Here is a 21,446-nt window from a genome sequence, read left to right on the forward strand (position 1 = left end):
CATCGCGCGCCAACGGCCGTTAACCACCGAACCCCAGCATAACCGCGATACACCCGAAATGGCACGCGCGCTGCATCGTCGCCAAGCAGCCGAGCGTTCGACGCTTCAGCAGGGTGGGCCGGTCGCTTCCAAGTCTCGCGCAGGCCCACCCGCACCCGGCCAACCCACTGGAAGGCAGACGCAAAACGACCCCGGCTCCCGCAGGCCCCGAGGTCGTGATCCGTCCGGCGATGGCTGCGTATCAGCCGGCGGCGGCTTGACCCTTCAACAGCGTCGCTAGCTCGCCGCTCTCGTACATCTCCATCATGATGTCCGATCCGCCGACGAATTCGCCGCCGACGTACAGCTGCGGGATCGTCGGCCAGTCCGAATAGGCCTTGATGCCCTGGCGGATGCCCTGATCCTGCAGCACGTCGACGCTCTTATATTCGACCCCGAGATGGTCGAGGATCGCGATCGCACGGCTGGAAAAGCCGCATTGCGGGAACAGCGGGCTGCCCTTCATGAACAGGACGACGGGGTTGCTCTTCACGACCTCGTCGATGCGGGCGTTGGTATCGTCGGTCATCGGTATATCCTCAGGCGGCAGCGGTCTTGAGTTGCAAGGCGTGGAGTTCGCCGCCCATCCGGTCGCCGAGCGCCGCATAGACCGCCTGGTGCTGCTTGCGCAGCGGCAGTCCGGCAAAGCTCGCCGACACGACGCGGGCGGCATAATGATCGCCGTCCCCGGCGAGGTCGGTGATCTCGACCTCCGCATCGGGGATGGCGGCGCGGATCAGCGCGGCGATGTCGTCGGCGGCCATCGGCATCGCGGCTATTCCGACTGCAGCAGCTGACGACGCGCCTCGATCGCCTTTTCGGCGAGCGCGCGGCGCACGGTGCCGTCGTCGGTATCGACCCCGGCGGCGGTCAGGTCGCCGAACAGCTTACGGACGACGTCCTCGTCGCCGGCTTCCTCGAAATCGGCCTGGACGACCGCCTTCGCATAGGAATCGGTCTCTTCGGGGGTCAGGCCCATCTGCACCGCGGCCCATTGGCCGAGCAGGCGGTTGCGCCGCGCGGTGATGCGGAACGCCATCTCCTCCTCGCGCGCGAACTGTGCCTCATGGGCGCGTTCGCGATCGTCGAACATGGTCATCGCCGGCTGTCCCCCATCTGGTCTGGCATCCGCCATGACATAGGTGCCGCCCTGCCCCGGCGCAACGCATTGCCGCTTTGCGCCGCTCCGGGCTTCCCCTCATCGGCAAAGCGCCGTTTCGAGCATGCGTTCTATGGAAGCGCTTGACGGCCGTTGGGGAACAATTAACTCCGACATGCGATATTGAATATGCGGTACGACGCAACGATCGGCCGCTCGGAGAAGGATCATGATGAAAATGACCGCCACCGCCGGTTCTCCCCCCATCATCCGCGCCGCGCGCGCGACGCCGCTGACCGGCGTGATGATCGGCACGGCGATTTCGCTGCTGCTGTGGGCGATGATCCTGGCGGTGTTCTTCGCCGTCCGCTGACCGGCTGGAAGGGGCCGGCGTCAGCCGACCTCGACCACCAATTTCCCGATCGCGGCACGCGCCGCCATCTTGGCGATGGCATCCCCGCCGCGATCGAACGCGAAGGTCTCGGTGACGCGCGGCGCGATCCTTCCCTCCCGCCACAGGCGGAACAGTTCCTCGACATGCGCGGCATTGGCCTGTGGATCACGCGCGGCGAACGCACCCCAGAAGACTCCGCATACATCGCAACTCTTGAGAAGCGTCAGGTTGAGCGGAAGCTTCGGGATACCCGCGGGGAAACCGACGACCAGATAGCGCCCCTCCCACCCGATCGATCGCAGCGCCGGCTCGGCATAATCGCCGCCGACCGGATCGTAGATGACGTCGAACCCGCCGCGCCCGCCCGCCGCCTTGAACTGTTCGGCGAGCGCCTTCGACTGATCCTTGTCGAACGGCGCGCGGCCATAGATGATCGTCTCGTCGGCACCTGCAGTTTTCGCCGCCGCCGCTTTCTCTTCCGACGACACCGCCGCGACGACGCGCGCGCCATAGGCCTTGCCGAGCTCGATCGCGGCAAGGCCGACGCCGCCCGCCGCGCCGAGCACCAGCAGCGATTGCCCCGCCTTCAGATGCCCGCGGTCGAGCAGCGCGTGGATCGTCGTGCCATAGGTGAGGATCAGCGCCGCACCCTCGGCGAAGCTGCGCTCCTCGGGCAGGCGATAGAGCCGCGCGCCGTCGGTGACGATTCTGGTGGCGAGCCCGCCATGGCCGACAACACCCATCACGCGGTCGCCGACCTGCCAGTCGGTGACGCCTTCGCCGACGCCCTCGATCGTGCCGGCGATCTCGCCGCCCGGCGCGAAGGGCCGCGGCGGCTTGAACTGGTATTTATCCTCGATGATGAGGACGTCGGGATAGTTGATCGCGCACGCTTCGACGGCGATCAGCACCTGTCCCCTGGCGGGCGTCGGATCGGGCAGATCCGTCAGCTCCAGTGTTTCAGGTCCGCCCGGCGCCGTTGACAGCAATGCTCGCATATCCGCTCCTGCTCCCGATCCAGGGGCGGTGTTCGTCCACCGCGCCTTCGAATTTCGAAATCGCGGTATCCTTTGCCATCGTCAGCCCGATCTCGTCCAGCCCCTGCATCAGGCACTGGCGGCGAAACGGGTCGAGTTCGAAGGTGAAGCGGTCCTGATACGGGGTGGTCACCGTCATCGTTTCGAGATCGACGGTGACCGGCTGGTCCTTGGCGACCTCGACCAGCCGGTCGACCGCCTCCTGCGGCAGCACGACGGGGACGATGCCGTTCTTGAAGGCGTTCCCTGAGAAGATGTCGGAGAAGCTCGGCGCGATCACCGCCCTTACCCCCATGTCGGCGAGCGCCCAGGCGGCATGTTCGCGGCTCGACCCGCAACCGAAATTGTCGCCCGCGATCAGGATCGGCGCGCCGGCGTAGCGCGGATCGTCGAAGACGTTGCCGGCCTGCGCCCGCACCGTCTCGAACGCGCCGCGCCCCAGCCCGACGCGGGTGATCGTCTTCAGCCAATGCGCCGGGATGATGATGTCGGTGTCGATATTCTTGGCACCCCAGGGATAGGCGGTGCCGCTGACGCTGGTGACGGGCTGCATCGGATCAGCGTGGCGTCTTGGCCGACGTCTTCGCCGACTGGGCCAGCGTGCGCGCGCCCGCGACATAGGCCGCTACGCCGCTCATCATCGCGCCCGCGACCAGCAGGACCAGGACCTTCTTCACAGTTTCGCTCCCATCAGATCACGTACGTCGGCCAGTCGCCCGGTCACCGCCGCCGCCGCCGCCATCGCCGGCGACACCAGATGTGTGCGCGCGCCAGGTCCTTGTCGACCCACGAAATTCCGGTTCGACGTGGACGCGCACCGTTCCCCCGCAGGCACCTTGTCCGGGTTCATCGCGAGGCACATCGAACAGCCCGGCTCGCGCCATTCGAAGCCCGCGGAGACGAACACGCGGTCGAGCCCCTCGGCCTCCGCCTGCCGCTTGACGAGCCCCGATCCGGGCACGACCATCGCGCGCACGCCATCGGCGACGCGGCGCCCGTCGGCGACCGCCGCGGCGGCGCGCAGATCCTCGATCCGGCTGTTGGTGCAGCTGCCGATGAAGACGTGCTGGACCGCCACGTCCTGCATCGCGGTGCCGGGCGTCAGGCCCATGTAATCGAGGCTGCGCTGCGCGGCGGCGCGCTTGGCGGGATCGGCGAAGCTGTCGGGTTCGGGCACAACGCCGGTGATCGGCACGACGTCCTCGGGGCTGGTGCCCCAGGTCAGCGACGGCGCGATATCGGTCGCGTCGAGGCGCACGACTTTGTCGTACGTCGCGCCGGAATCGCTGGCGAGGCTGCGCCACCAAGCCACGGCCTTGTCCCAGGCCTCGCCCTGCGGCGCCATCGGCCGGCCCTTCAGATAGGCGAAGGTCGTCTCGTCGGGCGCGACGAGGCCCGATCGCGCGCCGCCCTCGATCGACATGTTGGCGAGCGTCATCCGCCCCTCGATCGACATGCCGCGCACCACCTCGCCGGTATATTCGAAGACATGGCCGGTGCCGCCCGCTGCGCCGACGCGACCCATGATCGCGAGAATCACGTCCTTGGGGCTGACGCCGAAGCCCAGCGTGCCGTCGACGCGGATCTCCATCGTCTTCGACTGGCTGAGCAGCAGCGTCTGCGTCGCGAGCACATGCTCGACCTCGCTGGTGCCGATGCCGAACGCGAGCGCACCCAATGCGCCATGCGTCGAGGTATGGCTGTCGCCGCACACCAATGTCGTGCCGGGCAGCGTGAAGCCGAGCTCGGGCCCGACGACATGGACGATCCCCTGCTCCGCCGCGGTCGCGTCGATATAATCGACGCCGAATTCCGCGGTGTTCCGCCGCAGCGCGTCGAGCTGCTGCGCGCTTTCGGGATCGGCGATCGGCAACAACCGCCCGGCGGCATCGACGCGGGGCGTCGTCGGCAGATTGTGATCGGGCACCGCGAGCGTCAGCTCGGGCCGGCGCACGCGGCGGCCGGCGACGCGCAGCCCCTCGAACGCCTGCGGGCTCGTCACCTCATGAACGAGGTGCCGGTCGATATAGATGAGGCAGGTACCGTCATCGCGCCGTTCGACGACGTGCGCGGTCCAGATCTTTTCGTACAGCGTTTGCGGTCGGGAAGCCATAATGATGCGCCTCTAGCGTAGTCGGACAGCAAACGGAACCGTCGCTTACGGCAGATACCATTCGCGCAAACCATCGACTGGACGAAACGGCGGAGCGGCGGCCAGATCGGCGGCATCGAACAGCGGTACGGCATCGCGCCGCACCTCGCGGGCGAAATCGTCGTCTTCGAGCAAGGAATAAGCGGCAACGTCCGCGAAGATGCCGAGATAGCTGTCGCTCAGCGCCGATGCGATCCGCCGCACTGTTTGCGCATCGATCCGCCCATCGACCACCAGATCGACGTCCGAACCTGGCCGCGCCGTCCCCCGCACGCGAGACCCGAACACATCGACGCGCTCGACGGGCGGGGCGAAACAACCCAGCACCTCGAGCAACCGACGGCGTTGCACGGCGGTAAGGTCGATGCTCCGGCTCATCGATCCGCCATGTCCCGCAGCATCGTGCGGAGCCGCGCCATCAGCGGCAGAAACATCACGCCGATATCAGCGACCAACAGGCGAAAGGCGGCCGGATCGTAGGTGTGCGACATCAGATTGCGCCGTTCGACGGCCGCCATCCAGTCATCGGGTCGATCGACATAGCCGAGCCGCGCCGCCTCGCGAAAGACCGGCACGGGGGCCATAGCCGGCAGCGAGACGCCATCGTGTCGCATCAGCAATGCCAGCGTCTTCCAGGCCAGTTCGACCGACATCTCGAAAAACTGGACCATTCCGGCCTCTTCAGCTTCGGTCAGCTCGCGATCCCGCCGGATCGCATCGGTGCGTTCCAGCAGATCGACCATCCGGCCGAACTCGTCGCGCCGCCTAGTCCAACGCGGGATGTCGCCGTCGGCCGCCATTCAGCTATCGTAGGCGGCGGTGGTCTTCGCCGCGACCTCGTCCGCGGTGACGCCGGGGGCGAGCTCGATCAGCTTGAAACGCGAGCCGTGATCGGGCCGGCGGAACACGGCGAGATCGGTGACGATCATGTCGACGACGTTCTTCCCGGTCAGCGGCAGCGTGCAGGTCGGGATGAACTTGGGGCTGCCGTCCTTGGCGTTGTGGTCCATCACGACGATGATCTGCTTGACCCCGGCGACGAGGTCCATCGCGCCGCCCATGCCCTTGATCATCTTGCCCGGGATCATCCAGTTGGCGATGTCGCCGCCCTCGCTGACCTCCATCGCACCCAATACCGTCAGGTCGATATGCCCGCCGCGGATCATCGCGAAGCTCTGTTCGCTGCCGAAATACGCGCTTTGCGGCAGTTCACTGATCGTCTGCTTGCCGGCGTTGATGAGGTCGGCATCCTCCTCGCCCGCATAGGGAAACGGCCCGATGCCGAGCATGCCGTTCTCCGACTGCAGCGTCACCGTCATCCCCGCCGGGATGTTGTTGGCGACCAGCGTCGGGATGCCGATGCCGAGGTTGACGTAATAGCCGTCGCGCAGCTCCTGCGCGGCGCGCGCGGCCATCTGGTTGCGGTCCCAGCCCTTGATCTGCGTGGCCATCAGTTCAGTCCTCCGGGATGATTGGCGATCCGCGCGATCGCATCGGGATCAGGTTCGGGGCGGGCGCCGTCGAGACCGCGCCAGATGAGCGCCGCCGCATCCGCTTCCGGAATGCCCAGCGCCTGCGCATGCGCCTTGGCGGCGTGCTGGATCGTGTCGGCCATCAGCACGCCGAACATCTCTGCATCCGCCAGCACGCCCGCGTCGATGACGACGGTCGAGCCGGAGCGATCGGTGATCCAGATGCGCGCGACCTCCGCCGATTTGGCGCCGAGATTGGGGATGGCGGACAGCGGGATGGCACGCGGCTTCGACAGCTTCATGGCGCATCGCTCCAGCGTTTGTCGGCGGGGAAGACCTCGTCGAACCCGCCCTTGAGACCGGTGCCGTAGACGGGGTTGGGCAACACGAACCAGCCGTTGCCCCACAGCTGCGCCACCGCACCGGCGTCGGCGGCCCGGCGACGCTCGGCGGGCGAGGTGATCGCATTGAACAGATCGCTGAAATCGCCGAGCTGGTCGCCCGCCATCGCGACGACGCAATATCGCGCGGCGATCGCGGTGCGGCGCGCGTCCTTGCCGCTTGGCCCGTCGCGCAGGAACAGGTCGGTGCCGGGCGTGAAATCGCCCAGCCCCGCCGCTTTCAGCCCGGCGATCGTACCCGGAGCGGTGGCGGCGCTGCGGTTGGAATTGATGATGACGGCGATGTTGGCGGCACGCAGCGCGGCGAACGCCTCGACCGCTCCGGGCACGGGCGCGACCGCCCTGGCGCCGGAGCGTTCCCAACGCGCCCATTGCGCCGGATCGAACGGCGCGGCGGGATTGCGCGCTGCCAGCGCCTCGATGCCGAGGTTGAGCACGACCGTCTCGTCGGCGTCGAACACCGCGGCGCGCTGCTTGCCCACGCACGGCTGCCATTGCGGTGCGGCCAGCGTCGCACCGGGCTTGAGGACGACGCTGTCTCCGGCATTGCGGCGATAGGTGGCGTAGGACACCAGGGCGCGGAACGCCTGCCGGCTGAGCGCCGCGGCCTCCGCCGAGCCATACAGATACTGGAATTGCGGCGGCACCGGCGTCGCCCCCGCGATCGCGACGCCATCGCCCGGCGCGGGCAGCGCCTTCAGCCCGGTGATCCGCACGACCTTGCCGTCGGCGGTGTAGGTCCGCCCCGGCGCAGGCAAACCCGCGACGTGCTGGCGCTGGGCGCCGCACCCCGCGAGCAGCGCCGCCGCGGTCAGCATCAGGACCGCGCGCCGCATCACGCCGCCTCGCGCGTCCGCACGGTGCGGAACTCGATCTTCTTGTCGTACGGGCTACCGACGATCAGCCGCTTCACATAGATGCCGGGCAAGTGGATGTGATCGGGATCGAGGCTGCCGACCGGTACCACTTCCTCGACCTCGGCGACGCAGACCTTGCCCGCGGTCGCCATCGGCTGGTTGAAGTTGCGCGCGGTCTTGCGGAAGATGAGGTTACCGCTTTCGTCCGCCTTCCAGCCCTTGATGATCGACAGGTCGGCGCGGATGCCGCGTTCGAGGATATAATCCTCGCCGTCGAAGCTCTTCACTTCCTTGCCCTCGGCCACCAACGTGCCGACGCCGGTCCTGGTGTAGAAGCCGGGGATGCCCGCGCCGCCCGCACGACAGCGTTCGGCGAGCGTCCCCTGCGGGCAGAATTCCACCTCCAGCTCGCCGCTGAGATACTGGCGCTCGAACTCCTTGTTCTCGCCGACGTAGCTGGAGATCATCTTGCGAACTTGGCGGCTGCGCAGCAGCTTGCCGAGCCCCTCGCCGTCGATGCCGGCATTGTTGCTGGCGATCGTCAGGTCCTTCGTCCCCGCCGCAGCGATCGCGTCGATCAGCCGTTCGGGAATGCCCGACAGGCCGAACCCGCCCGCACAGATCGTCATGCCGTCGTGCAGCAGGCCGTCGAGCGCCGCGGCTGCATCGGGATAGAGCTTGTTCATCGCCCGCTTCTCCTAAGGTCGTAAGCGCGATAGCGGGGCCATCGCCGTAGCGTCAATCGTGACCGGCTGGCACCGCCGGCCCGCCAAACATCCTCCGTCACGCCGGACTTGTTCCGGGGTCCACCGGGCCGCAGGCGGAACGCCCACCACTCGAGCCGGACGCCCAGCCGCAGAATGGACCCCGGAACAAGTCCGGGGTGACGAGTTGAAGGGGGAGACGTGCCCCCCCGCTCTTACTTCAGCGCCGCCTGCGCCGCCGCCAGCCGCGCGATCGGAACACGGTACGGGCTCGCCGACACGTAATCCAATCCCACCTTCTCGCAGAAGGCGATGCTCGCCGGATCGCCGCCATGCTCGCCACAGATGCCGAGCTTGATGTCGGGCCGGGTCGCGCGCCCGCGATCCGCCGCCATCTGCACCAATTCGCCGACGCCCTCGATATCGAGGCTGACGAACGGGTCCTTGGCGTAGATGCCCTGTTCGACATAGGCGCCGAGGAAGCGCGCGGCATCGTCGCGGCTGACGCCCAGCGTCGTCTGCGTCAGGTCGTTGGTGCCGAACGAGAAGAACTCGCCGGTCTCTGCGATCTCGCCCGCCTTCAGCGCCGCGCGCGGCAATTCGATCATCGTACCAACCAGATATTCGATGGTCTTGCCACGCTCCGCGAACACGGCCTGTGCCGCCTTGTCGACCACCGTTTTCATCAGGTCGAGCTCGCGCTTGGTGGCGACCAGCGGGATCATTACCTCGGGGATCGGCGCCTTGCCCGATTTCTCCGCGACGTCGAGCGCCGCCTCGAAGATCGCGCGCGCCTGCGTTTCGTAGATTTCGGGATAGGTCACGCCGAGGCGGCAGCCGCGGTGGCCGAGCATCGGGTTGAATTCGTGCAGCTCGGTGGCGCGGCGCTTGAGGACCTCGACATCGACACCCGCCGCCACCGCGACCTCGGCGAACTCATTCTCCTCGTGCGGCAGGAATTCGTGCAGCGGCGGATCGAGCAGGCGCACCGTCACCGGCAGGCCGGCCATCACCTCGAAGATCGCGGTGAAGTCGCTGCGCTGCGCCGGCAGCAGTTTTTCCAGCGCGGCGCGTCGGCCCTTCTCGTCGCTCGCCAGGATCATCTGGCGTACCGCGGTGATGCGGTCGGCGTCAAAGAACATATGCTCCGTCCGGCACAGGCCGACGCCCTCCGCGCCGAAATCGCGCGCGGTCTGGCAGTCGAGCGGCGTTTCCGCATTGGCGCGAACCTTCAGCCGGCGCACGCCGTCGGCCCATTCCATCAGCGTTCCGAAATCGCCGGCGAGTTCGGGCTGGACGGTCGCGACCTCGCCGAACATCACCTCGCCGCTGGCGCCGTCGATCGTGATCGTGTCGCCCTCGCGGATTTCGCGTCCGGCGACCTTCATCACCTTGTCCTTGGCGGAGATCGACAGCGATCCGGCGCCCGACACGCACGGCCGGCCCATGCCGCGCGCCACCACGGCGGCGTGGCTGGTCATGCCGCCGCGCGCGGTCAGGATGCCCTGCGCCGCGTGCATGCCGTGGATATCCTCGGGGCTGGTCTCGACGCGGACGAGGATGACCTTGTCGCCTGCCGCCTTGCGCTTCTCGGCGGTATCGGCATCGAACACGACCGTGCCCGAGGCCGCGCCGGGGCTCGCGGGCAGGCCCTTGGCGATCACGTCGCGCGGCGCATTGGGGTCGAGCGTCGGGTGGAGCAGCTGGTCGAGCGCCATCGGATCGACGCGCAGGATCGCCTCGTTCCGGGTGATGAGTCCCTCGCTCGCCATGTCGACCGCGATCTTGAGCGCCGCCTTGGCGGTGCGCTTGCCCGAGCGGGTCTGCAGCATCCACAGCTTGCCCTGTTCGACGGTGAACTCGATGTCCTGCATGTCGCGGTAATGCGTCTCGAGCCGGTCGAACACCGCCGCCAGCTCGGCATAGACCTCGGGCATCGCCTCTTCCATCGACGCGGGCTTGGCGCCGGCCTCTTCGCGCGCGGTCCTGGTCAGATATTGCGGCGTGCGGATGCCGGCGACGACGTCCTCGCCCTGCGCGTTGATGAGGAATTCGCCGTAATAAGCGCGGTCGCCCTTGGCGGGATCGCGGGTGAAGGCGACGCCGGTCGCCGACGTCTCGCCCATGTTGCCGAAGACCATGGCCTGGACGTTGACCGCGGTGCCCCAGTCGGCGGGGATGTCGTTGAGGCGGCGATAGACCTTGGCGCGCTCCGACTGCCACGATCCGAACACCGCGCCGACCGCACCCCAGAGCTGGTCGTGGACGTCCTGCGGGAAGGGCTTGCCCCATTCCTTTTCGACCAATGTCTTATATTCGGCGACCAACGCCTTGAGATCCTTGGCTGTCAGCTCGGTATCGAGCGTGAAGCCATTGTCCTCCTTGGCGATCTCCAACGCTTCCTCGAACGCGCCGTGGTCGAGTTCGAGCACCACGTCGGCGTACATCTGGATGAAGCGGCGATAGCTGTCCCAGGCGAAACGCTCGTCGCCCGACCTGGCGCTGAGCCCCTCGACCGTCGCATCGTTGAGGCCAAGGTTGAGGACGGTATCCATCATTCCCGGCATCGAGACGCGCGCGCCCGAACGCACCGACACCAGCAGCGGATTTGACGCATCGCCGAAGGTCTTGCCCGTAATCCCTTCGATATGCGCGATTCCCTGTGCGACCTCGTCGCGCAGGCTTTGCGGGAATTGCTCGCCCTCGTCGTAATAGGTCGTGCACATCGCGGTGCTGATCGTGAACCCTGGCGGCACCGGCAGGCCGATCGACGCCATTTCGGCCAGGTTCGACCCCTTGCCGCCGAGCAGATTCTTGTCGCCCTTTCCGCCGTCCGAAACGCCGCCACCGAAACGGTACACGTATTGGGTCATCGCTGGTCCTTGAGCTACGTTTGAATGCCTGTCCCGGGGAGGGTGATAAGCATAACGGGGGCGTGGAATAGGTGGCGCTATCCCTCGATCTTGGCGAAATCAGCGACGCCGTGCACCGCGGCGCGCACCCGGGCGAGCAGCGCCAGCCGGGCGGCGCGCTTGGCCGGATCGGCATCGTTGACGGTGACGTCGTCGAAGAAGGCGTCGATCGGCGCGCGCAGCGAGGCGAGCGCCGCCATCGCACGCTCGAAATCCTCCGCCGCGACCGCCGCGGTGGCGGCCGGCTCGGCGGCGTCGAGCGCGGCGATCAGCGCGGCTTCTGCGGGTTCGGGCGTGTAGGTCAATGCGCTATCCGTCGCCCCAGCGAAAGCTGGGGCCTCCCGCGGCTCCTGTCCAGCGCCCTCGCCGGAGACCCCAGCGTTCGCTGGGGTGACGATTTGGGTCACGCCCTCCTTCTTCAGGATATTCGCCGCCCGCTTGTAGCCGGCAAGCAGATTGGCACCGTCTTCGGTCGTCACGAACGCCTGCAACGCGCGCACGCGGGCGAGCAGGCGGACGAGGTCGTCCTCCCCGCCGAGCGCGAACACCGCGTCGATCAAATCGTGGCGGACGCCCGCCTCGCGCTGCTGCACCTTGAGCCGGTCGGCGAAGAAGTCGCGCAAGGCCGCCGCCGCCGGCAGCGCGTTCTTCATGATCGCCGGCGCATCATCGGTGAATTTGCCGAACAGCTCCTTGATGAAAGGCTGCAGGTCCGGCTGTTCCGCCATGAGCGCGGCACCCCGGCTGGCGATCGAATCGTCGTCGGGATGATCGGGAAATTCGGGCCAGATGCGCTGCATGAGCGTGTTGAAGGCCACGTCGCTCTGCATGCGATCGCGATACGGCTTGAGCCCCAGGTCCCAGACGATCCGAAGCGCCGCCTCATCGAGCGAGAGCCGCAGGCCGTTCTCCAGCACGAGCGCGATCACCGCCAACGCCGCCCGACGCAGCGCGAACGGGTCCTTCGACCCCGTCGGGGGCAGATTGGCGACGAAGAACGCCGCCAGCGTATCGAGCTTGTCGGCAAGGCTCACCGCCACCGTCACCGGCGCGGTCGGCACGTCGTCGCCCTGCCCGACCGGCTTGTAATGGTCGCGGATCGCGTCGGCGACGGCCTGCGCCTCGCCCTGTGCGGCGGCGTAATAGCCGCCCATCAGGCCCTGCAGTTCGGGGAATTCGCCGACCATGCCGGTGACGAGGTCCGCTTTGGCGAGCCGCGCGGCGCGTTCGGCCATGTCGGCCAATTCCTCCCCGGTACGGGGAGGGGGACCGTCAGCCGAAGGCTGATGGTGGAGGGGGGCCTCCGCGGGGGGCACCGCTTGTGGCGCCCCCCCTCCACCAGCTTCGCTGGTCCCCCTCCCCGTACCGGGGAGGATTATCCCCTCCTCGACCAGCCACCGCGCCAGCTTGGCGACGCGGTCGACCTTGTCCGCCACCGTGCCGAGCTTCTCGTGGAAGACGATGTTCGACAGCTTCGCCGCCTGCTCTTCGAGCGGCGTCTTGAGGTCCGTGTCGTAGAAGAAGCGCGCGTCGCTCAATCGCGCGGCGAGCACCTTGCGGTTGCCCTCGACGATCTTGGCGCCGCCGTCGCTCGCCTCGATATTCGCGGTGCAGATGAAGGCGTTGGCGAGCGCGCCTGACGCATCGCGGCAGACGAAATACTTCTGGTTCACGCGCGCGGTGAGCTGGATCACCTCGGGCGGGACGGTGAGGAATTCCGCGTCGAAGCGGCCGAGCAGCGGCACCGGCCATTCGGTGAGCCCGGCGTTCTCGGCGACCAGCCCCTCGTCCTCGACGAGGCTGAGCCCCGCCTCGGCGGCGAGTACGCCCGCGCGATTACGGATCAGCGTGCGGCGCTCGTCCTGATCGACGATGACGTGGCAGGCGCGCAGCTTCTCGACGTAATCCGCCGCCGATCCGATCGTGATCTGGCCGGGATGGTGGAAGCGATGGCCGAAGGCCGCATAGCCCGAACGGATGCCGGCGATCTCGACCTCGACCAGTTCCTCGCCGAACAGCGCGACGATACCGTGCAGCGGACGCACCCAACGCAGGGACTCGGTCGAGGTGGAGGCGGCGCCCCAGCGCATCGACTTGGGCCAAGGGAAGGCGCGGACGATTGCGGGAATCGCCTCGGCCAGCACCGCGGTGGTGGCGCGGCCTGGCTTGTCGGTGACCGCGTACAACACGCCGTCGCGCTCGGTCAGCTGCTCGCGGGTCAGGCCGGTCTTGCGCAGGAACCCCTCCAGCGCCTGCGGCGGCGCGCTCGTCTTCGGCCCCTTGACCTCCTCCGACACCGCCTGCGTCTCGGCAGGCAGGTCGCGCGCGATCAGCGCGAGCCGGCGCGGGGTGGCGTAGGTGACGAGCTCGGCGGCCTGCAACCCCGCCTTGGCGAGTTCGGCGGCGAACAGCCGCGCCAGATCGTCGCGCGCCTTGTCCTGCATGCGGGCGGGAATTTCTTCGGAGCGAAGTTCGAGCAGGAAGTCGGTCATTTCGCTTTGCCGAAGATAGGAAGATTTTGGTCACGCGAAGACGCGAAGACGCGAAGAGGGTTTTGCGCGCAGAGGCGCAGAGGACGAAGAGAGCCTATGGCTATCGTTGACGCATCAGCAAGGAGATTCCGAAGGCGCTGCGCGCCGCCCGAAGCGCCTCTGCGTTCTCTGCGCCTCTGCGCGAACCACGTCTTCTTCGCGGCTTCGCGGCTTCGCGTGAAAACACCTTCTTCCACCCGGCGAAGCAGCATCACGCCGTCCACCCGTTCTTGTCCATCCACGCGCCGCAGGCACCCTTCGCCAGATCGCGGACGCGGCCGATGTACGCCTGACGCTCGGCGACCGAGATGACGCCGCGCGCCTGTAACAGGTTGAACGTGTGGCTGGCCTTGATCGCCTGTTCGTACGCCGGGATCGGCAGGCCGGCGGCAAGGCTGTTCTCGCATTCGGCCGCGGCCTTGCGGAACTGGTCGAACAACGTCGCGGTGTCGGCGACCTCGAAATTCCACGTCGACATCTGCTTCTCGTTTTCGAGAAACACGTCGCCATAGGTGACGCCATGGTCGTTGAACCTGAGGTCGTAGACGTTGTCGACGTCCTGAATGTACATCGCCAGCCGCTCGAGACCGTAGGTCAGCTCGCCCGCGACCGGCTTCATGTCGAACCCGCCCATCTGCTGGAAATAGGTGAACTGCGTCACCTCCATGCCGTCGCACCAGACCTCCCAGCCCAGCCCCCAGGCGCCCAGCGTCGGCGATTCCCAATCGTCCTCGACGAAGCGGATATCGTGGGTCGTCATGTCGACGCCGATCGCCGCCAGCGATCCCAGATACAGCTCCTGCAGGTCGGCCGGCGACGGCTTCAGGATCACCTGATACTGGTAATAATGCTGCAGCCGGTTGGGGTTCTCGCCATAACGGCCGTCGGTCGGCCGGCGGCACGGCTGGACAAAGGCGGCGTTCCACGTGTCCGGCCCCAGCGCGCGCAAGGTCGTCGCGGGATGAAAGGTGCCCGCGCCCATTTCCATGTCGTAGGGCTGGAGGATCACGCAACCCCGGTCGCTCCAATAGTCGTGGAGCGTCAGGATCATCTTCTGGAAGGAAAGCGGTGTGGCGGCCATCGGCGTGGGCTTTGGCCGATGAGGCGGCGTCTAGCAAGTGGTGCGACGCGGCATTAACTTGGGGAATAGTTCACCGATGGATACCGTCCCCGCATGATACGACAATTGAGGCCGGCACTGTCGGCGATCGCGCTCTGCCTGTCGCTGCCCGCCTGCGCGCAGCAGCCCGCCAAGGCGCCCGCGCGCGCCGCCAACGATGCCGATCCCGCGCTGTGGGTGGTGAAGGACGCGGACGCGACGGTCTATCTGTTCGGCACGATCCATGTGCTCAAACCCGGCCTGACCTGGTTCGACGAGGCGGTAAAGACCGCGTTCGACCGCTCCGACGAGGTGAAGCTGGAGATCGTCATGCCCGATCCCGCCACGATGCAGGGGCTGGTGATGACGACCGGCGTCGCCCCCGCCGGCACGCCGCCGCTGACGCAGCGCCTGCCCGAGGGCAAGCGCGCCGCCTTCGCCAAGGCGGTGACCGACCTCGGCCTGCCCGCGAACGCGCTCGACCGGTTCAAGCCGTGGCTGGCGGCGACGCAGCTGTCGGTCGCGCCCTTGTCCAAGCTCGGCTACGACAGCGCCAACGGGCCCGAGGAGGTCATCGCCACCGCGGCGAAACGCGCAGGGAAACCGCTGACCGGGCTGGAGACACCCGAGCAGCAGCTGGGCTTCTTCGGCAGCCTGTCGGACAAGGCGCAGCTCGACTTCCTGGAAAGTACGGTCGAGGAACTGCCCAAGCTCGATTCGCAGATGGCGTCGATGGTCGAGGATTGGGCGAAGGGCGACCCCGACGCGCTGGCACGCGAGATGAACGACGAGCTGAAGAGCTCGCCCGAGGTCGCCAAGGTGCTGCTGGTCGACCGCAACGCGCGCTGGGCGACGTGGATCAGGCAGCGGATGGCGAAGCCGGGGACGGTGTTCGTCGCGGTGGGTGCGGGGCATCTGGCCGGGCCGGATTCGGTCCAGGCGCAGCTGGCGAAGCTGGGGGTGAAGGCGGAGCGGGTGAAATACTGAGCGTCTCCGCTAGCGCAGGGCCATTGCATACGACTGATCGGCGGGCGGCTCAGCAAATCCTTCGTCACCCCGGACTTGTTCCGGGGTCCACGGTTCGGCAAGCTTGTCGTTCGAGCCTCCTTTGGAAGGCCTGCGGCCCGGTGGACCCCGGAACACGTCCGGGGTGACGGGGTATCCCGGGCATCGGGTTCGCCATATTGTCAGATGGATAGCCTCTGGCACGACGAAGGACTTGAGCCCCAACTTGCCTTTCCCTCCCCCATCCACTAAGCGCGCCCGCTTCCGGCCATGGTCATCCCTGGAGGCGTGGCGCGGAAAGACACTTTAGCACGTTTCGGAAGGTATACTGCATGAGCGACACCATTACGCTCGCAGCCGAGACGCGCGACCGGGTTGGCAAGGGAGCCTCCCGGGCGCTGCGTCGTGACGGCCGCGTCCCCGCCGTGATCTACGGCCAGAACAAGGAACCGACCTCGATCCATCTCGAGGAAAAGGCGCTGATGAAGGCGCTGATGACCGGTCACTTCATGAATTCCGTCATCATGGTCTCGGGCGAGCGCACGCTGCCGAAGGACGTGACCTTCCACCCCGTCACCGATCGTCCGGTGCACGTCGATTTCCTGCGCATCGGTGAGCACACCGAGGTGACCGTCGCCGTCCCCGTCGTGTTCGCCGACGAAGACGAATGCCCGGGCATCAAGCGCGGCAACGGCGTGCTCAACATCACGCGCCACGAGATCGAGCTGGTCGTCGACGCCGCCGACATCCCCAGCGAGATCACCATCTCGCTGAAGGGTCGCGAGATCGGCGATTCGATCCACATCAGCGACGTGACGCTGCCCAAGGGCGCCAAGCCCGCGATCGAGGATCGCGACTTCGCGATCGCGACGATCGTGCCGCCGACCGTCCCGACCGCGCAGGACGAGGCGCTCGAGGCCGAAGTCGCCGAGACGCAGGCTGCCGAGGCTGCGGCCGAAGCCGAGCCGACCGACGGCGAGGACGACGCCAAGGAGGGCTGATCCCCTTCGCCGGACCGCAAGAGGGGCAGGGTGGCGGCGACGCTCCCCTGCCCTTTTTGGTTTATGGTTCCGACGGACGCCCCACCTCCCCGTCACCCCGGACTTGTTCCGGGGTCCACCGGGCAGCTAGGCGCATCGTTCGAACCACTCGCCGTTCGCCTCGCCGCGGAGTGGACCCCGGAACAAGTCCGGGGTGACGAAGAAGAAGGACCCAAGTGCCATGCAGATCTGGGCCGGGCTCGGCAATCCGGGGCCGCAATATGCGATGCACCGGCACAACGTCGGCTTCATGGCGGTCGACCTGATCGCCGACATGCACGGCTTCGGGGCCGTCAAGAAGCAGTTCCTGGGCTGGACGCAGGAGGGCCGCATCGGCAACGACAAGGTGCTGCTGCTCAAGCCGGCGACCTTCATGAACGAGAGCGGCCGCGCGATCGGCGAGGCGCTGCGCTTCTACAAGCTCGGCCCCGACGCGCTGACCGTGTTCCACGACGAGCTCGACCTCGCGCCCTTCAAGGTCAAGGTGAAGCGCGGCGGCGGCACCGCGGGGCATAACGGGCTGCGTTCGACCGACCAGCATCTGGGGCCGGAGTTCCGCCGCGTGCGGCTCGGCATCGGCCATCCGGGGCACAAGGATCGCGTGACGGGCTATGTGCTCGGCAATTACGCCAAGGCGGAGATGGACGACCTCGCCGACATGCTCGGTGCGATCGGCGCGGAGGCGCCGTGGCTCGCCGCAGGCGACGACGTCCGCTTCATGAACGACGTCGCCCTCAGGTTGGGATAGGGAGGCTGGCATGACCATCAGAACCCTGTTCGCCACCCGCTTCTACGAGGACGATCTGGGCGACGCCGCGCTGCTCGCGGAACTGGAGGATGCCTGCCTCGGCCTCGCGCGCGAAGATCGCGCCGGCGTGGCGTGGTCGAAGGCGCACGGCTATCGCGGTTACACGTCCTACGCCTCGCTCAACGACCTGCCCTCGCGCGACCCGCGCTTCGCCGATCTCGTCAGGCTGCTCCACAAGCATGTCGCGCGCTTCGCCGAGGCGTGCGCGTTCGACCTCGGCGGCCGCAAGCTCAAGCTCGACAGCCTGTGGGTCAACGTCCTCAAGCCCGGCGGCACGCATTCTGGGCATATCCACCCGCACAGCGCAATCAGCGGCACGATCTACGTCACCACGCCACCGGGCGCCGGCGCGCTCAAGCTGGAGGACCCGCGGCTGCCGATGATGATGGCCGCCCCCACCCGCCTCCCGCACGCGGGCGAGGATCACGCCACCTTCGTCTATGCCGAGCCCAGACCGGGCAGCGTCTTCCTGTGGGAGAGCTGGCTGCGCCACGAGGTCGTCCCCAACGCCGCCAAGGGCGAACGGATCAGCATCAGCTTCAACTATCGCTGACCCGCCACGGGCCTGCCGCAATCGGGCGGCACACCGGCTGGCGACGCGTGGAGGCGGGGCGATGCGGCTGGCGATCGTGATGGCAGTACAGGCGATGGCAGGCCCTCCCGTTCCGGCCGATCTGCGCCCCGCCAAACCCGCTCTGCCCGCAGTTCCCTGCGGAGAAACTGACGCGCGCGGCGACATCGTCGTCTGCGCCCGTGCCCGCAATGCCGATCGCCTGCCCCGGCTCGACGCCGATCGCTATGCGCAACAGCCGATCCGCGCCGCCACCGGGATCGGCAAGGTCCGCGTCTCGGCCGAGGCCGAACAGGGCACGCTGCCCAACGGCCAGAGCAGCCCGCGCGCGATGCTGCGGCTCAAGCTGCCGTTCTGACGACGGTTCGAAAGCCTCCGTTCACCGCTTCGCGCTACACCCTCCATCCATGTCCATCACCAAGCGCCAGATCGGCCTCGCCGCCGTCGTCCTGCTCGCTCCCGGCGGCTTCCTGCTGGGCGCGACATTGGTCGCCAACCACTGGCGCAAGCGTCAGGCTGCCGCGCCCGATACCCCGCAAAACTCCTGATTCGTTTCCTGAACGGAACGTTGTTCGTGGTTCATGCAACCGCGTGTATCACCCGACGTTAAGACCTCAGCTTTTCTGAAGGACGGGAGTTTTTTATGCGCAAGTTTATGCTCGCAATGGGTTGTGCGGCGATGGTTCTGCCGGCGACGATGATCGTGCCGGTCTCGCAGGCGGGCGCGCAGCGCTACAAGTATCGCGAATGGCGCGACGATCGTGGCCGCGTCCGCTGCCGCAAGCCCGACGGCACCACCGGCGCCGTCGTCGGCGCGGTCGGCGGTGCGCTGCTCGGTCGTACGATCGATACGCGCGGCGACCGCACGGTCGGCACGCTGGGCGGCGCGGTCGCCGGCGGCCTGCTCGGCCGCGAGATCGAGCGTGGCGGCAAGCGTCGCTGCCGCTGATCGCACGGCTTTTTTAGGTCAGCAGGGGCGTCGCGAGGCAACTCGCGGCGCCCCTGTCGCGTATGGCCCCCGAACATTCCAAAGGAGAACAGACGATGGTGACCCGCAGCGCTTCGGCGAGCTACGCCGGCCTCGGCAAGGACGGCAAGGGCAAGATCACGACCCAGTCGGGCGTGTTGTCCGACGCCAATTACAGCTTCGGCACCCGGTTCGAGGATGGCCCGGGCACCAACCCGGAAGAACTGATCGCCGCTGCGCATGCCGGCTGTTTCACCATGGCGCTTGCCTTCGCGCTCGCCGGTGCCGGCCATAGCCAGGGCGACCTCAAGACCTCGGCCAAGGTGACGCTCGACAAGGACGGCGACGGCTTCACGATCACCCGCTCGGCGCTGACGCTGACCGGCCATGTCGAAGGGATCGACCAGGCGGAATTCGAACGCATCGCCAACGAGGCGAAGGCGGGCTGCCCGGTGTCGAAGGTGCTGACCTGCGACATCACGCTGGAAACGACCTTCGGCTGATCGCACCGGCGGCGGCCCCTGTCACCGCGATGAACCGCAGGTAGTTTGCGGTTCACGCAACCCGCATGCGCCGCCGCTGGTTATACCCGCATCCCATCAAGGAGTGGAAATCATGCGTATCGCCATCCTGTCTGCCGCGCTGGCGGCGACGACCTTCGCGGCGATCCCCGCGACCGCGCAAGATACCCGCCGCGAGGCCAATCGCGAATATCGCGACGAGGTGCGTGATGCCCGCCGCGATTATCGCAAAGACGTCCGCGACGCCGATTCGCGCCGCGACGTGCGCGAGGCGCGTCGTGAATATCGCGATCAGGTGCGCGATGCGCAGCGCGACCGCCGCGGCGACATCCGCGACATCCGTCAGGACCGCCGCGACGACTGGCGCCAGTATCGCAACTACGACTACAACCGCCTGCCGCGTGGCCAGCGCGCGTATTTTGCGGACAATTACTATCGTGACGGCCGTTACTATCAACCGCGCAGGCTCGGCCGCAACGACCGCATCTATCGCGGCAACAACGGCCGCTATTACTGCCGCCGCAACGACGGCACGACCGGCCTGATCGTCGGCGGCCTCGCCGGCGGTGCGCTGGGCAACGTCATCGCGGGCGGCGGTTCGCGGCTGCTCGGCACGCTGATCGGCGCCGGCGGTGGCGCGATCCTCGGCCAGTCGATCGATCGCGGTCAGGTCGTCTGCCGCTGATCCATCGTATGTCCGACGAACGGGGGTCCGGCAGCGATGCCGGGCCCCCTTTTCGTATCAGAAGATGCCGCCGCCCAGGCTCAGCCGGATCGCGAAGATCACGATCAGCACGAGGTTGAGGTTGCGCCCGCCGTTCGACGACGACATCGCGCCCACCGCCGCACCGACGATCCCGATGGGGATCACCAGCCAGTTCATCCAGCCGAGCAGCGGCACGAACGCGACGAGGCCGAGCACCAGGGTGACGAGGCCGATCGCGATGGAGAATATGTTCAGCATGGCCGCAACATGGTCGCTGTCCCGGCGCGAGACAAGCGTCGCGGCCGTGACGTTGTGTTAACCACGAATGGCGGATGGCCCCTTAACGCGGCCTGCGCCATGGATCGCAGGTGTCGCCGAATCGCCTCCTCCTCGCCTCGTTCCTCCTGCTCGCCGCGTGCAGCAAGCAGCCGGCGGCGCAGCAGGATCTCGACGGCCTCGACAAGGAACTGACCGCGGGCATCGCGGGCAACCAGCGCGATCCGGCGCTCACCGCGGCGCTTCACGACCAGATCATGGTCGATCCCGCGCTGACGCAAAGCGCCAACGCCAATGTCGTCCGCCCGCCGAGCCGCCCCGATCCGCTGTCGATCCCGCCCGATGTCAGCGCCGGCCGCCCCGACGGCGTCACCGCCGCCGACCTGAAGCCCACCCCCGCCGCCAGGGGCGACTGCCCGGCCTGCCGCAAGGCGCAGGGCGCGTTGACGCTCGGCGAACTGGCGGCGCGACAGGCGCCCGCGACCGCGGCGGCATGCGCGCAGGCGGTGTCCTATTCGGCAGGATGGGCGACGCGGCTGCCCGCCGACGTGCCGCTCTATCCCGACGCCCGCGTCCGCGAAGCGGCGGGCAATGACGCCTGCGGCCTGCGCGTCGTCAGCTTCGCGAGCGGCGCGCCTGTCGGCCGCATCCTCGACTGGTACAATGCCCGCGTCACCCGCGCCGGCTATTCCGCCGAGCATCAGGCGTCCGGCGCCGAACACATGCTGGGCGGCACCCGCGGCGATGCCGCCTATCTCGTCCATGTCACCCCCGATCTGGCGGGCGGCAGCGCGGTCGACCTGCTGGTCCGGTAACCCGCCGCGCGACGGGTCGACGGGCGGCATAAAGCGTACC

General features: G+C 67.6%; 27 protein-coding genes. 11 read left to right on the forward strand and 16 right to left on the reverse strand.

All coding sequences use genetic code 11. The annotated features are described in order from the left end of the window. Nucleotides 1–241: 241 nt before the first annotated feature. The 3 genes from grxD to M9979_RS14005 are packed head-to-tail and all read right to left on the reverse strand — an operon-like array spanning nucleotide 242 to nucleotide 1,138. Complete coding sequence (gene grxD / locus M9979_RS13995; protein ID WP_254289977.1) at nucleotides 242–568, reverse strand: Grx4 family monothiol glutaredoxin; 327 nt, start codon at nucleotides 566–568, stop codon at nucleotides 242–244. A 10-nt stretch (nucleotides 569–578) separates the two neighbouring features. After that, nucleotides 579–809 (reverse strand): BolA family protein, encoded by a 231-nt coding sequence (locus M9979_RS14000; RefSeq protein ID WP_254289978.1) that lies wholly within the window; start codon nucleotides 807–809, stop codon nucleotides 579–581. 5 nt (nucleotides 810–814) lie between these two features. After that, a complete protein-coding gene (locus M9979_RS14005; RefSeq protein WP_254289979.1) occupies nucleotides 815–1,138 on the reverse strand; it encodes a DUF1476 domain-containing protein in 324 nt (107 codons plus the stop codon). A 238-nt stretch (nucleotides 1,139–1,376) separates the two neighbouring features. On the opposite strand from M9979_RS14005, the gene M9979_RS17265 reads away from it, so the two are divergent. Next, nucleotides 1,377–1,511: a hypothetical protein gene (locus tag M9979_RS17265; protein WP_277998572.1), complete on the forward strand. Its 135-nt coding sequence runs from the start codon at nucleotides 1,377–1,379 to the stop codon at nucleotides 1,509–1,511. A 20-nt stretch (nucleotides 1,512–1,531) separates the two neighbouring features. On the opposite strand, the gene M9979_RS14010 is transcribed toward M9979_RS17265, so the two are convergent. The 12 genes from M9979_RS14010 to M9979_RS14065 all read right to left on the reverse strand — a co-directional run bounded on the left by M9979_RS14010 (nucleotide 1,532) and on the right by M9979_RS14065 (nucleotide 14,679). Further along, nucleotides 1,532–2,530 (reverse strand): NADPH:quinone oxidoreductase family protein, encoded by a 999-nt coding sequence (locus tag M9979_RS14010; protein WP_254289980.1) that lies wholly within the window; start codon nucleotides 2,528–2,530, stop codon nucleotides 1,532–1,534. Continuing rightward, nucleotides 2,493–3,122 (reverse strand): 3-isopropylmalate dehydratase small subunit, encoded by a 630-nt coding sequence (leuD, locus tag M9979_RS14015; protein ID WP_254289981.1) that lies wholly within the window; start codon nucleotides 3,120–3,122, stop codon nucleotides 2,493–2,495. The genes M9979_RS14010 and leuD overlap by 38 nt, the downstream gene beginning before the upstream one ends. A gap of 120 nt (nucleotides 3,123–3,242) precedes the next feature. Continuing rightward, nucleotides 3,243–4,682: a 3-isopropylmalate dehydratase large subunit gene (leuC, locus tag M9979_RS14020; protein WP_254289982.1), complete on the reverse strand. Its 1,440-nt coding sequence runs from the start codon at nucleotides 4,680–4,682 to the stop codon at nucleotides 3,243–3,245. Between the two features lie 45 nt (nucleotides 4,683–4,727). Beyond that, nucleotides 4,728–5,099: a nucleotidyltransferase family protein gene (locus M9979_RS14025; RefSeq protein ID WP_254289983.1), complete on the reverse strand. Its 372-nt coding sequence runs from the start codon at nucleotides 5,097–5,099 to the stop codon at nucleotides 4,728–4,730. Then, on the reverse strand, nucleotides 5,096–5,521 hold the full coding sequence (locus M9979_RS14030) for a nucleotidyltransferase substrate binding protein (protein WP_254289984.1): 426 nt from the start codon (nucleotides 5,519–5,521) through the stop codon (nucleotides 5,096–5,098). Before M9979_RS14030 ends, M9979_RS14025 begins: the two co-directional genes overlap by 4 nt. After that, nucleotides 5,522–6,172: a CoA transferase subunit B gene (locus tag M9979_RS14035; protein WP_254289985.1), complete on the reverse strand. Its 651-nt coding sequence runs from the start codon at nucleotides 6,170–6,172 to the stop codon at nucleotides 5,522–5,524. Next, complete coding sequence (locus tag M9979_RS14040) at nucleotides 6,172–6,495, reverse strand: DUF5076 domain-containing protein (RefSeq protein ID WP_254289986.1); 324 nt, start codon at nucleotides 6,493–6,495, stop codon at nucleotides 6,172–6,174. The genes M9979_RS14035 and M9979_RS14040 overlap by 1 nt, the downstream gene beginning before the upstream one ends. Continuing rightward, complete coding sequence (locus tag M9979_RS14045) at nucleotides 6,492–7,430, reverse strand: HAD family acid phosphatase (RefSeq protein WP_254289987.1); 939 nt, start codon at nucleotides 7,428–7,430, stop codon at nucleotides 6,492–6,494. The genes M9979_RS14040 and M9979_RS14045 overlap by 4 nt, the downstream gene beginning before the upstream one ends. Next, complete coding sequence (locus M9979_RS14050; RefSeq protein ID WP_254289988.1) at nucleotides 7,430–8,137, reverse strand: CoA transferase subunit A; 708 nt, start codon at nucleotides 8,135–8,137, stop codon at nucleotides 7,430–7,432. The genes M9979_RS14045 and M9979_RS14050 overlap by 1 nt, the downstream gene beginning before the upstream one ends. Nucleotides 8,138–8,370: 233 nt before the next feature. After that, nucleotides 8,371–11,028, reverse strand: a complete 2,658-nt coding sequence (gene ppdK / locus M9979_RS14055) for a pyruvate, phosphate dikinase (protein ID WP_254289989.1) — start codon at nucleotides 11,026–11,028, stop codon at nucleotides 8,371–8,373. Between the two features lie 77 nt (nucleotides 11,029–11,105). After that, nucleotides 11,106–13,559, reverse strand: coding sequence for a glycine--tRNA ligase subunit beta (gene glyS / locus M9979_RS14060; RefSeq protein WP_254289990.1), 2,454 nt, complete (start codon nucleotides 13,557–13,559; stop codon nucleotides 11,106–11,108). 250 nt (nucleotides 13,560–13,809) lie between these two features. Beyond that, nucleotides 13,810–14,679: a glycine--tRNA ligase subunit alpha gene (locus M9979_RS14065; protein ID WP_254289991.1), complete on the reverse strand. Its 870-nt coding sequence runs from the start codon at nucleotides 14,677–14,679 to the stop codon at nucleotides 13,810–13,812. Nucleotides 14,680–14,772: 93 nt separating this feature from the next. Here M9979_RS14065 and M9979_RS14070 point away from each other — a divergent pair, with 93 nt between their 5' ends. From M9979_RS14070 to M9979_RS14110, 9 genes are all read left to right on the forward strand, one after another. Further along, complete coding sequence (locus M9979_RS14070; protein WP_254289992.1) at nucleotides 14,773–15,684, forward strand: TraB/GumN family protein; 912 nt, start codon at nucleotides 14,773–14,775, stop codon at nucleotides 15,682–15,684. A gap of 350 nt (nucleotides 15,685–16,034) precedes the next feature. Continuing rightward, complete coding sequence (locus M9979_RS14075) at nucleotides 16,035–16,703, forward strand: 50S ribosomal protein L25/general stress protein Ctc (protein WP_254289993.1); 669 nt, start codon at nucleotides 16,035–16,037, stop codon at nucleotides 16,701–16,703. 220 nt (nucleotides 16,704–16,923) lie between these two features. Continuing rightward, complete coding sequence (gene pth / locus M9979_RS14080) at nucleotides 16,924–17,490, forward strand: aminoacyl-tRNA hydrolase (protein WP_254289994.1); 567 nt, start codon at nucleotides 16,924–16,926, stop codon at nucleotides 17,488–17,490. 10 nt (nucleotides 17,491–17,500) lie between these two features. Beyond that, nucleotides 17,501–18,103 (forward strand): TIGR02466 family protein, encoded by a 603-nt coding sequence (locus M9979_RS14085; protein ID WP_254289995.1) that lies wholly within the window; start codon nucleotides 17,501–17,503, stop codon nucleotides 18,101–18,103. A 61-nt stretch (nucleotides 18,104–18,164) separates the two neighbouring features. Continuing rightward, complete coding sequence (locus tag M9979_RS14090; protein ID WP_254289996.1) at nucleotides 18,165–18,479, forward strand: 5'-nucleotidase; 315 nt, start codon at nucleotides 18,165–18,167, stop codon at nucleotides 18,477–18,479. Between the two features lie 49 nt (nucleotides 18,480–18,528). Then, nucleotides 18,529–18,669, forward strand: coding sequence for a hypothetical protein (locus M9979_RS14095; protein WP_254289997.1), 141 nt, complete (start codon nucleotides 18,529–18,531; stop codon nucleotides 18,667–18,669). Between the two features lie 95 nt (nucleotides 18,670–18,764). Beyond that, nucleotides 18,765–19,070, forward strand: coding sequence for a glycine zipper 2TM domain-containing protein (locus M9979_RS14100; RefSeq protein WP_254289998.1), 306 nt, complete (start codon nucleotides 18,765–18,767; stop codon nucleotides 19,068–19,070). 95 nt (nucleotides 19,071–19,165) lie between these two features. Beyond that, nucleotides 19,166–19,591: an OsmC family protein gene (locus M9979_RS14105; protein ID WP_254289999.1), complete on the forward strand. Its 426-nt coding sequence runs from the start codon at nucleotides 19,166–19,168 to the stop codon at nucleotides 19,589–19,591. A gap of 112 nt (nucleotides 19,592–19,703) precedes the next feature. Next, nucleotides 19,704–20,294 (forward strand): glycine zipper 2TM domain-containing protein, encoded by a 591-nt coding sequence (locus tag M9979_RS14110; protein ID WP_254290000.1) that lies wholly within the window; start codon nucleotides 19,704–19,706, stop codon nucleotides 20,292–20,294. Nucleotides 20,295–20,351: 57 nt separating this feature from the next. On the opposite strand, the gene M9979_RS14115 is transcribed toward M9979_RS14110, so the two are convergent. After that, complete coding sequence (locus M9979_RS14115) at nucleotides 20,352–20,573, reverse strand: hypothetical protein (protein ID WP_254290001.1); 222 nt, start codon at nucleotides 20,571–20,573, stop codon at nucleotides 20,352–20,354. A gap of 110 nt (nucleotides 20,574–20,683) precedes the next feature. On the opposite strand from M9979_RS14115, the gene M9979_RS14120 reads away from it, so the two are divergent. Further along, entirely contained in the window at nucleotides 20,684–21,406 is a 723-nt protein-coding gene (locus tag M9979_RS14120) for a hypothetical protein (protein WP_254290002.1), read from the forward strand. Nucleotides 21,407–21,446: the final 40 nt, after the last annotated feature.

The organism is Sphingomonas liriopis, from assembly GCF_024211255.1.
Taxonomy (GTDB): domain Bacteria; phylum Pseudomonadota; class Alphaproteobacteria; order Sphingomonadales; family Sphingomonadaceae; genus Sphingomonas; species Sphingomonas liriopis.